Below are 9258 nucleotides of genomic sequence, written 5' to 3'. Positions count from 1 at the left end.
TCTCACCGCCCATTGCGGATCGGTCAGAGAGGACTCGTACGCCGGTTTACAGACACAACGACACAGACACGATCTTCACCGACACGGCCAACGAAGATCACGCCGAGGTATCACAACACTTTCTTAGGCGTAAGACCGATCTGGGACCGGAACCGGGACCACAGCCGCTTACGGCTCCATCCCACCTCGGCCGCCAGTCGCTCGACCCGAACCCGCCCCCGGCTCGTCACCATCTGCCCCCAGATGAAGGCAACCTCTGGATCCACCGCCCGGCCTGCCTCATGTCGCCGAGCGAGCGCGGCCTCCATGACCGCGAACCGGTCATCCCACGACCCAGCAGCGCGCAGTTGCTCCTGGGTTCGCTCGGCGTCGCGCCCCCAGAGATCCTCGAGGGCGACCACGGTCGCGCCCAACTCAGACGAGGCATCCAGCACCGCGTGCGCGACCACCGGCGAAAGCCGTACCTGCAGAAGGTCGGCATCGCGCCCGCACCCTCGAACGCTGCCCGAGGCCAGGCCGACGACGACGCTGCCTCGCTTCCGCTCACCGCTGGCGTCATCGACGAGCAGCGCGTCGCCGAAATCGATGAACACCGTGAGTGCCGGGTACGGGACCACCTGAAGCTCGACTGGACCCTCCGCTCGACCGCGGAACCCGGCCATGCTGACCCCCGCCATGCGCCCCGACCCCGACGGGACCGCGATGTCCACCACAGCCCCAGCGACACGAACCGGCCCGAGAGGTCGCACGCTGTCATGCTACGAGCCACCCGAGCGGTGGCCTACCGTGGCAACCCCTGCGAGTTCGCCTGCAGAGTCGACGGGCCGACGGGAACGCACCATCATCGGCATGAGCGTGCTCCCCGAACGGGCCTCGCATCGGGCGGCCGAGGTCGGGATCGTGAGCTGCCAGCCCAGCAGCTTGGCGGCTGGCACCAGCGCTGACTCCTGCAGCCGCACCGGTCGACTGCGAAGCACATTCACGGACGCCGCGCCTGTCAGCGGCATGAGCGGACGTTGCGGTGATCCGTCTCGTTCGACGGCTCTGGCTAATTGCGAGGTGGCAGTGGTGCGGCCGGGCGGACCGCGGTGAACTGCGCGTGTTCATACCGGGTGGCGGCGAGCAGCAGCAGCCATTCGTCACAGCCCTGCCACGGGTAGAGGTCTGCTGCACCGCCGCGTACCGTCCTGGGACCAGCACCGGTGCGTGGGCGGGCATCCGCCGGCGCGCCCGCGAACCCGGGAATCCACACGTCGGCACAGATTTCGTTTGCCGAGCCCATTGCGGCCAACCCGAACGCGTTCTCCCCGGCTGCTGTCCGCTGCTCATCGCCGAAGTCGTCGAGCAGTTGGTCCTCGCCGGGTTTCCCGTCGCCGCGGAAAGTCAAGGTGGTGGTGCCGGCTCGGGCTGCATCGTGCCCACCGCCCGCAGTCTGGTCCGCACCAGGACCACGGCGACCACGGCGCTGACCAGTGCTGGGCAGGCACCCAGGAACGCCAGGGTGACGTACCACTCGCCGACGTTGTCATTGCCCGTCGGCCCCCACCCGACGCGCAGGATGACCAAGGCCTGCGGCAAGAGGCCGACGCATACGCCGACAGCGCCTGCAGCCCGGGCGGAGTTGGAACAGGCGTGGCGCATACCGTCAGAAGATACGGCTGCGTCAAACCCTCGGCGTCAGGGCGTCGGGGCGGCGTGCCGCCCGCCGGCCGGTCGCTCGTCCCCGTGCCCCGGCCACCACGCCTTGTGTCCGATCAGCGCGGTCAGGGCGGGGACGAAGAACATCGACATGACGAACGCCGACAACACGATTCCGATCGCCACGGCGAAACCCATCTGCTGCAGGAACGAAATCGGCGCGAGCATCAGCACCGCGAACGTACCGGCGAGGATCAGGCCCGCCGCGGCGACCGTCGGCCCGGCGTGTTCGACGCCGATGGCGGCGGCCTGGCGCGGCTCGTTGCCCTCCCGTGCCTCCTCACGCAATCGGGCGATCATCAGGATGTTGTAGTCGGTGCCGATCGCCACCACGAACAGGTAGAGGATGATCGGCAGCTGGAAGGTGACGCCAGGCTCCCCCTGCACCCCTTGGAAGAGGTAGACCGTGGCGCCCAGCGTGGCGGCGAAGTTCAGCAGCACCGCGATCACGAGGTAGATCGGCGCGACCAGGCTCCGCAGCAGCAACGCGAGGATGAGCGCGATCAGGCCGGCCGCCACCGGCAGGATCACCGACAGGTCGCGGTTGTTCGCCGAGTTGATGTCCGCGAAGATCGCGGTGGTCCCGCCGACCAGCGCCTTGGTGCCGGCTGGAGCGGCCGCGTGCACGGCGTCGCGCAGGTCCTCGCGGACGAGCGTGATCGCCTCGTTGGAGACCGGATTCTCGTTGAGCAGCAGGTTGACCCGGGCCACGCTCGGGTCGCTGCCGCGCTGCGGAGGCTGCGCCTGAGCCACCCCTGGGGCCTTCGCCGCGGCCGCCGCGAACTCGCTGACCTGTTGGTCGGTCAGCGGCGTCCCGTTGCCGGTGGTCAGGTAGACCTCGGTGGGGGCGAGCGCACCGGCGGCGAACCCGCGCTGCAGATCCTGCGCGGCCTTCGCCGACTCGGTGTCCTGCGGGAAGCCGGCGCTGAAGTCGTAATCGGACTTGTAGCCCAGCACGCCCGCGGCGAGCGCGACCAGCAGGGCGCCGGATGCCGCCGCGACGAGCGCCGGCCGGCGCCCGATGAGGCTGCCGAGCCGGTGCGACATAGTGGCCTTGGGCGGGCGCTGCCACGCCTTGGACGGCCAGAAGACGAACCGGCCGAGCAGCGAGACGACCGCCGGGATGAGCGTGAGCGAGGTGACCAGCATGACGCCGACGGCGATGGCCAGCGCCGGGCCGAGCGAGCCGAAGAAGCCCAGGGAGGCGAGGAGCAGCACGAGGAACGCGACGATGACCGCTCCCGCGGCCGACGTGATGACCTCGCCGACCCGCCGGACGGAGACGATCATCGCAGTGCGCTTGTCGTCACCGGCCCGCAGCCGCTCGCGGTAGCGGAAGAGCAGGAACAGAACGTAGTCGGTGCCGATGCCGAACAGCACGATCAGCAGGATCGTCTGCAGATCCTGGCTGACGGTGAGATCGAATGCCTTACCCGCGGCGGCGACCAGCCCGGTCGTGACGCTCATGACGACGCTGATGACCACGATGGGCAGCAGCGCGGCGATGGGGCTGCGGAAGATGATCAGGATCAGTCCGATGATCAGGATGATCGTCGCGATGCCGACCACGGAGAAGGCTTCGTTGAAGGTGTCCTCGTTGTCGACGAAGCTCGCCACGTCGCCAGCCACACCCGCGGTCAGCCCGCTGTCCGCCAGCTCTGGGCCGATGGCCGCCCGCAGATCGCGTACGGCGTCGAGCAGCGCCGGGTCGTCCGGGGCGGGAGCGTCGAGCCCGACGTTGACCACCTGCACCGACTTGTCCGGCGCCACCGCCTGCGGGCCGGTCAGGTAGCCGGACGTGTGCGGGATGTTCTTGGCCTTGAGCGACTGGGCGAGCTGGCCCACCTTCGCCTCGTCCGCCGGGGTGAGCGGCTGCCCGTCGGCGCGTTTGACCACGACGATCACGGTCGCGGTGGCCGCCTGCGGAAATGCCTTCTGTCCGAGCTCGGTGGCCTGCACGGACTCGTAGGAGCGGGGCAGGAAGGTCTCCTGATCGGCGGAGGTGATGTCGCCCAGCGACGGTGCGGTGAAGATGATGGCGAGCGCGGCGAGCAGCCAGCCGGCAATCACCCACCACGCCCTGCGTACGACGAATCTGCCCAGCCGCTCGAACATGTGGAATCCCCCGTCTGTTCGGCCTGACCGACGTCCGGGGGCCGGCCCCTACGCGCCCGCTCGTCACGCTACCGAGCAGCCTTCGCTACCCCGTGTGGCAGCGTACCGCCACAGGGCAATCCTTTCGGACGCTGGAGAAAACGCGGGTCGCGTGAGTCTCAGCTGCTCAGGTACGCGAGCAGTCAGCGGTTGTCGTCGTCCGAGGGCGGCATCCCGGGCTTGCTGAAGATGGTGTTGATGTACTTGCTGACGAATGGGGCAGGGGAGCCGGCCACCACAGCCGGCTCCCCGCGTACATCAGAGCGCCTTCGGCCCCTCGTACGCCCGGCGGACGTCGACCTCCACGTCGAGCCCGGCGTCGATGAAGATGTCGACGAACTTCTTCGACCACCCCACCGCTTCCTCCTTCGACCCGGGCGGCCCCTCGTCGTGCCGCCCCAGCTCGGCAAGGACCGCGCGGCGTTGCGACTATCCGGCGCGAAGCGGCGCGGTGTCGAACGCGACCAGGGATTCCGTCACGACGCCGTCGCGCATCCGCATCCGGTCGATGCCCTGCCATTCGATGGCGGCACCGGCGACGGTCGCCCGGGCCCGCCAGCTGATGAACAGCAGGTCGTCGCGCTGGGCGTGGTCCGTCACCTCGAGCCGCAGGTCGGGGAAGCGCTGGAGGGTTCCGGCGACCCGGCTCACCCAGGCGTCGGCCCCGCGAATCGGCTCCGCCAGACCCGGCCAGGTCATCACGATGTCCGGATCGGTCAGGGTGCGGATCTTCTCCGGCGTGGGGTCACCCCAGGCCGCCGCCCACCGCTCGACGAAGTCAGGCATAGCCACCTCCTCGGCTAGGAAGATACGTACTCCAGGTACGTACTTGCGGTTTGGAAGTTACGTACCCGTAGTATGTGATGTCAAGTGGAGGGAGCAGGGATGCGGCGTACGCAGGCGGAGCGGACGGAGGCCACGACCTCGGGACTGGTGGAGACGGCGGCCGGGCTGTTCGGCCGCGACGGCTACTCGGCCACCTCCATCGACGACGTCGCGCGTACCGCCGGGGTCACCAAGGGAGCGGTGTACCACCACTTCGACGGGAAGATCGGACTGTTCCGGGCGGTCTTCGTACGCGAGGAACAGCGGCTCGTGGAGCGGCTGACCGCCGCGGCCGGCGGGACGGCCGACCCCTGGCAGGCCATCCGGGCCGGCTGCGCCGCGTTTCTCGACGCCTGCCTCGACCCGGCCGTGCGGCAGATTATCCTGCTGGACGGACCGGCGGTCCTCGGCTGGCAGGAGGTCCGCCGCATCGAGGACGACTACCTCGTCGCCCTGCTGCGCCGCGGCCTGGAGAACGCGAGCGGGGGCAATATCGAGGCCCGCACCCACCTGCTGGTCGGGGCGCTCTGCGAGGCGGGCCTGTTGCTCGCGCGCGACCCTACGGCGAAAGCCGAGCTCCGCCGGGAGTTGGATCTACTCCTCAACGCGTACTCGACGCGTTAGTAATCCCCCGCCGAGGTCGCCGTACTGCTCGCCTTCGGCATCTCCAAGGTCAAGATGAAAATCGCCACCGGCGAGCTGCGCTCCATCAAGGACGGCAAGTACCGCCGCATCCTCCCCGAATGGGTCGACGACTACATCCGCGAACGGGTCGATCGCCAGGAGGCCGCCTGACGCCCGCACCCGCCCGAGCCAACGGCGAAGGATTGCCACCCTCCCCCTACCGGACATCTGCCTCACCGCGATGAAGCTCAGACAAGAACAGCGCGACGAGGCACGAGCAGTCGCCGGCAAGGCGTGGCACGAGAACGAACTGGTATTCACCACCCGCTATGGCACACCCATCGAGCCGCGCAACTTCCAACGCTCCTGACAGACGAGGTGCGAGAAGGCCAAGGTCAGCCGATCACCGTCCACGACGCCCGCCGCACCTGCGCCACGCTCCTGGCCGACCTCAACGCCCACCCGCGAGTCGCCATGCCGGTCCTCCGGCACGCACGCTTCGCCGTAACGATGGAGATCTACACCCAGGTCTCATCGAAGGCGACCCGTGACGCACTCAAGCGCCTCGGCGATTCACTCGCGCAATGAGCGGGCTGCTGTACGGGCAGCAAAAGGCCACCCCAATAGGTGGGAATGGCCTTCTACCTGCGTGGGCGATACTGGGATCGAACCAGTGACCTCTTCGGTGTGAAGCAGGACGCTGCACCGACTCTAACCTGCGGAAACGTGGAGCCGCAGGTAGGTGTGGGTGCAGTTTCATGCCATCCGAAGCCGTTGGACGTAGTTCAATGCCGTTCAATGCACCCAGCCGCTCCCAACCTGCTCCCCCGAACCGCCCTTGCGCCGGGCGGCCGACGTCAGGATCGTGAGCTGCCAGCCCAGCATCTTGACGGCTGGCACCAGCGCTGACTCCTGCAGCCGCACCGGTCGATTGCAAGCAGGTTCACGATCGCCGCGCCTGTCGGCGGCAGATCAGTGCACGTGATCATGGGCCAGCTCAGGACCGAAACGACGCCAGCCTCGGACCGGTCGTTGACGCTGCCGTCAGCCATCGGGCCGCTGCTCAGGCCACCTCGAAGGAGCGGCGGACGCGGTCCAGCCGGCCAGCGCGCAGGTCGGCGTCGGGGATCCAGAAGGAGACGTTGACGATTTCGCCCCACGCCGTACCCTGCTCGGCCTCCACCTGCAGGAGAGGGCGGTGCCCCTGCGGGTGGGGCGTGTCCGTGTCGCAGTAGCCGAGCAGGCGGTGCCGGGGTTCAGGCAGCAACGGCTGAAGCTCCTCCAAGAGGTCGATCAGCTCGATAATGTCGATGCCTAGCGCCTTGTCGGCATCGTCTCGCAAGTTGGGCAGAGACGGCATCGAGGCGGCATCCAACGCCAGGGCTGGGATGGTGGCGATCGCCTCGGCCCCGGACCCGGCCGGGACGTGCAGCACCTGGCAACCGTCGTCGCCCTGCTCAAAGTTGAACGGCGCGGAGAACTCGTCGTCGTGGAAGAACAGCAGGTATCCCTGGGTCGGAAACGGCCACTCCGCGCCTAGCATCGGGCTCACCTGTGCGCAGTCCACCTGTGCCAGCAGCAGCATTGGCTCTCTCCGGTAGACGGGCCACACGAACGGTGTAGTACGTGGCACGCCGCCAATCGTGCTGCCGCTCGTCGGCGCTCCGGTCCGTACGGTGAATCCGACCGACGGCCGGGCCAGGGTAAGGAAGCTCTCCGCGGCCTCTGGTACCAGCCGGCGGCGAACCATCGCCTGGACATCGGGGGAAAGGTCCATGGCCGCCAAGTCTTCCATGGCCTGAGTTGGGCGATGCCCACGCACTCTCCTCGGCATGACAGTGTGCCGAGACTGATTGAGTGAGCCCACGAGTCGACACCGTCGAAGCCGTCGGAGGGGTCACGGGCCAAGGACCGACTAAAGCTGCAACTCTGGGTCGCGACTCGACACCCTCACGATCCGCCGCTACAGCGATAGGCTCCGCCGATGCGCCTGGCCATTCTCGGGCCACCCGGCTCCGACCGGGAGACCATCGCCGGCACCATCGCCGCGCGTCTCGGCGTTCCCTCCATCAGTCTGGCGGATGCCGTCCAGACCGAGATGAGGGCGAACACCCCAGCCGCGCGCCAGGCCCTACGGCACATGAACGCCGGTGAACTCGTACCGGACCAGACACTCCTGTCCATCATCCGCGACCGCCTCACCCAGCCCGACGTCACCGCCGGCTTCGTTCTCGACGGCTTCCCCAACCACGCCGTCACCACGGTGGCGCTCGACGCCCTGTTGGCCGAGCTCGGCACACCCATCGACCGAGTAATCGACCTCGTCCTACCCGATGCAGAAGTCCTACGCCGCCTGATCGGCCGCCGCACCTGCCGCAACTGCGCCCGAACCTGGCACACCGAACTCGTCGTTCCCACGCGCCCCAACGCCTGCGACCGCTGCGGAGGCGAACCAGTCCAACGCCACGACGACCCTGACCGCATCACCGCGGGCCTGCAGTCCTACCGACCAGCCGCAGCAGCCACACTCCGCCACTACCACGCAATGGGCAAGCTGACCTCCATCGACGCCACCCTCACACCGACCGAGATCACCGCCAAGGCACTCGCATGACCCGACGGGATGCCCGCCAGCCGAACACAACAGCCACGGGGCCGTCCAACGACCTATTCGGATATGCCGAAGAGTTACGACGCAAGAGGCGCAGTCCCGAAGCTGGTCGCCCCGGACCTCGAGGTAGCCCTGCCCCTGGGCGCGTAGTTCATCGAACCGCTCTGCAAGCCCAGCGACACCCGACCGCTCAGTCGGAACGAACTGCCCAGACGCTGGGGACGTAGCAGCCCACGACATGTCCACCCTGCCGTCCTCCTCGACCGAAGCACCGTGGGGACAACCGCGCTCGGCAAGCCCGGCCGGCCAACGCCGGACTTCGAGGCCGCTCGCGCTGAGGGCGGATCCGCAAAGCGGCCGACCTGAACCTACGAACCACCGGCGACTCAGGCAAGGGTCGGGCTTAAAGCGCGCTGCTGGGCCGTGTTTTGTAGTACGTCGACTTGTCGCACGGTTCCAGCTTGTTGACCAGCTGCGCAACGTCCCCGACGGCAGCTTGACCGGTCTCACCTCCACCGATCCGCCTGGTGGCCTGCGCCTCGGCGCCTGCTGCCGGCCCACGCCCGTCGGCCGGCCCACCGCGGGCCACGCCGGTCCGCCCGGCGGCGGTGCTCAGACCCGGGTGACCCGTACGGCGTCCGCGACCACGTAGCCGGTGCCCGAGGTCCACCGGCTCACACCGACCTTGTTGGCGTCGCCCTTGACGAGGGTGAAGGTGCCCAGGGAGCGCCACTTCCCGCCGTTGCTCCGCTGGTCGACGTGTACGGTCTTGTTGCCCGTCGAGGTGGCCACGATGTACGGGGTGGCGGCGCTGTTGCCGGTGGACGCCGGGTACCAGACGTCGACCCGGTAGGTGCCGGTCTCGGGGATGTCCACCTTGTACCAGGCGACGTCGCTGACGGCGACCGGGGCGGCCCGGCGGTAGTTGGTGCCGTACCGGCCGGCGAGGCTGGACGCGACGGTCCAGTTGGTGCTGGCGGTGAAGCGGCCGGCCGTGGTGTTGTCCACCACCGCACTCCACGGGCTGAAGTACGTCGACCAGAGGTTGTGCGTCGGCCAGCTGGTCACCTGACGGGAGGCGGCCCACAGCGCGCTGTCGATGTCGCCGTAGTTGAGGCCGGAGGGGTCGTCGCGCTGGTTGAACAGCGCCGCCCAGCTCATGCCCTGGTAGCTCTTGACCAGCAGGGTGTAGGTGCCGGCCAGGCTGCCGGTGTGCCAGTGAGGTTCCCCCCGGGATGTGGACACCGGGTTATGCCGCGATCTGGTGCAGCGTAGTCGGTTGCAGGGTTTGTTCGTAGTTGGCGGGGCTGAGGTAGCCGAGTGCGGAGTGGCGGCGTCGGTGGTTG

At 68.4% G+C, this 9258-nt stretch carries 10 protein-coding genes and 2 pseudogenes; 4 read left to right on the top strand and 8 right to left on the bottom strand.

All coding sequences use genetic code 11. From position 1 onward, the window contains the following. Positions 1-110: 110 nt before the first annotated feature. The 5 genes and pseudogenes from DLJ47_RS30030 to DLJ47_RS30010 all read right to left on the bottom strand — a co-directional run bounded on the left by DLJ47_RS30030 (position 111) and on the right by DLJ47_RS30010 (position 4638). Positions 111-593 (bottom strand): hypothetical protein, encoded by a 483-nt coding sequence (locus tag DLJ47_RS30030; protein ID WP_146228227.1) that lies wholly within the window; start codon positions 591-593, stop codon positions 111-113. 455 nt (positions 594-1048) lie between these two features. Then, positions 1049-1411, bottom strand: a pseudogene (locus DLJ47_RS30025) (hypothetical protein); the annotation flags it as partial. Next, a complete protein-coding gene (locus tag DLJ47_RS36455; RefSeq protein ID WP_199236063.1) occupies positions 1384-1578 on the bottom strand; it encodes a hypothetical protein in 195 nt (64 codons plus the stop codon). The gene DLJ47_RS36455 and the pseudogene DLJ47_RS30025, both read right to left, overlap by 28 nt. Before the next feature lie 99 nt (positions 1579-1677). Next, positions 1678-3813 (bottom strand): MMPL family transporter, encoded by a 2136-nt coding sequence (locus DLJ47_RS30020; RefSeq protein ID WP_109905035.1) that lies wholly within the window; start codon positions 3811-3813, stop codon positions 1678-1680. 468 nt (positions 3814-4281) lie between these two features. Continuing rightward, a complete protein-coding gene (locus DLJ47_RS30010; RefSeq protein WP_109905033.1) occupies positions 4282-4638 on the bottom strand; it encodes a nuclear transport factor 2 family protein in 357 nt (118 codons plus the stop codon). A gap of 99 nt (positions 4639-4737) precedes the next feature. On the opposite strand from DLJ47_RS30010, the gene DLJ47_RS30005 reads away from it, so the two are divergent. From DLJ47_RS30005 to DLJ47_RS37980, 3 genes and pseudogenes are all read left to right on the top strand, one after another. Beyond that, positions 4738-5301 (top strand): TetR/AcrR family transcriptional regulator, encoded by a 564-nt coding sequence (locus tag DLJ47_RS30005; RefSeq protein WP_109905031.1) that lies wholly within the window; start codon positions 4738-4740, stop codon positions 5299-5301. Between the two features lie 3 nt (positions 5302-5304). Next, positions 5305-5472 (top strand): annotated as a pseudogene (locus tag DLJ47_RS37810) (excisionase family DNA-binding protein); the annotation flags it as partial. A gap of 70 nt (positions 5473-5542) precedes the next feature. Beyond that, a complete protein-coding gene (locus DLJ47_RS37980) occupies positions 5543-5671 on the top strand; it encodes a hypothetical protein (protein ID WP_446723617.1) in 129 nt (42 codons plus the stop codon). A 425-nt stretch (positions 5672-6096) separates the two neighbouring features. Here DLJ47_RS37980 and DLJ47_RS37560 read toward each other — a convergent pair whose 3' ends face one another. Then, a complete protein-coding gene (locus DLJ47_RS37560; protein WP_255562356.1) occupies positions 6097-6225 on the bottom strand; it encodes a hypothetical protein in 129 nt (42 codons plus the stop codon). A 139-nt stretch (positions 6226-6364) separates the two neighbouring features. Then, positions 6365-7051, bottom strand: a complete 687-nt coding sequence (locus tag DLJ47_RS29995; protein WP_233258091.1) for a DUF1963 domain-containing protein — start codon at positions 7049-7051, stop codon at positions 6365-6367. A 234-nt stretch (positions 7052-7285) separates the two neighbouring features. Between DLJ47_RS29995 and DLJ47_RS29990 the strand changes: the two genes are divergently transcribed. After that, entirely contained in the window at positions 7286-7915 is a 630-nt protein-coding gene (locus DLJ47_RS29990; protein ID WP_109905027.1) for an adenylate kinase family protein, read from the top strand. A 609-nt stretch (positions 7916-8524) separates the two neighbouring features. Here the strand turns inward: DLJ47_RS29990 and DLJ47_RS37260 are convergent. Further along, on the bottom strand, positions 8525-9157 hold the full coding sequence (locus tag DLJ47_RS37260; protein WP_233258089.1) for a golvesin C-terminal-like domain-containing protein: 633 nt from the start codon (positions 9155-9157) through the stop codon (positions 8525-8527). Positions 9158-9258: the final 101 nt, after the last annotated feature.

Origin of the sequence: Micromonospora sp. S4605 (assembly GCF_003176715.1) — a bacterium.
In the GTDB taxonomy this organism is placed as follows: domain Bacteria; phylum Actinomycetota; class Actinomycetes; order Mycobacteriales; family Micromonosporaceae; genus Micromonospora; species Micromonospora echinaurantiaca.
Note: the sequence above shows the minus strand (reverse complement) of the source record. Positions and strands in the feature narration are given on the sequence as shown.